Annotated in this window: 1 pseudogene; it reads left to right on the forward strand. The window is 60.9% G+C overall.

The window, feature by feature from the left end:
- Nucleotides 1–1172, forward strand: a pseudogene (locus tag NKH12_RS30415) (calcium-binding protein); the annotation flags it as partial.

Raw genomic sequence — 1172 nt, forward strand, 5'->3', positions numbered from 1 at the left:
TGGGACGCACTGGTTCCGTCGCCCGAATTCGACTTTGCCTATGCCTGGGGTTCGCAGGAAGGCGACGTCGCGCTTGAAAGCTCGCCGGAACTGCAAGCCGTCTTCCGGGAACACAATCTTCAGGATGAGGCCCCCGCCACGCCTCCAGTCAGCGAGCCTGAGACGCCTCCAATTAGCGAGCCTGAGACGCCTCCCGTTAGCGAGCCTGAGACGCCTCCCGTTGGCGATTCTAACACGCCTCCAGTTAGCGAGGCGGGCACGCCTCCATCCGATGGCCCTGCCCAGACTATCGAGGGAAATGCCGGCGCCAACACTATAAACGGCGGCGGCGGTGCCGACACAATGATTGGCCATGGTGGCAACGACGAATACTATGTCGACAATGCCGGCGACAAGGGGGTCGAGTCCTCTGGCCAAGGTCAAGACAGGATGTGGACCTCTGTGAGCTATGCGCTCTCGGCCGGCTCGTCGATTGAAGTCCTTGGCACCACGAAGGACGCCGGCACCACGGCAATCAACCTCACCGGCAACGAGTCGGTCCAAACCATCCAGGGCAATGCCGGAGGCAACGTCATCAACGGCGGCGGCGGTGCCGACAAGATGAGCGGCTTTGGCGGCGACGACGATTTCTATGTCGACAATGCCGGCGATACGGTGATCGAGTCCTCTGGCCAAGGCCAAGACAGGGTGTGGACCTCTGTGAGCTACGCCCTCTCAGCCGGCTTGTCGGTTGAAGTCCTCGGCACCACGAAGGACGCCGGCACCACGGCAATCGACCTGACCGGCAACGGGTCGGCCCAAACCATCCAGGGCAATGCCGGCGCTAACGTCATCAACGGCGGCGGCGGTGCCGATAAGTTGAGCGGCTTTGGCGGCAACGACGTTTTCGTCTTCGATAGCGCCCTTGGTGACGGCAATGTCGACAAGATTACCGACTTCAACTCGTCCCAGAACAAGATCCACCTCGACGACGCGATTTTTGCCGAGCTTGAGTTGGGCACGCTCACATCCGACGCTTTCTTTGCGGGTAAGGCCGCGCATGATAGCTCCGACCACATCATCTACAACAGTTCGACTGGAGCGCTCTCTTTCGACAGCGACGGGATCGGCGGCGCCGCTCAAACACAGTTCGCCACTCTTGCTCCAGGTCTGTCGATTTCGGCAACCTCGTT

The organism is Mesorhizobium sp. M1322 (assembly GCF_040318085.1).
Taxonomy (GTDB): domain Bacteria; phylum Pseudomonadota; class Alphaproteobacteria; order Rhizobiales; family Rhizobiaceae; genus Mesorhizobium.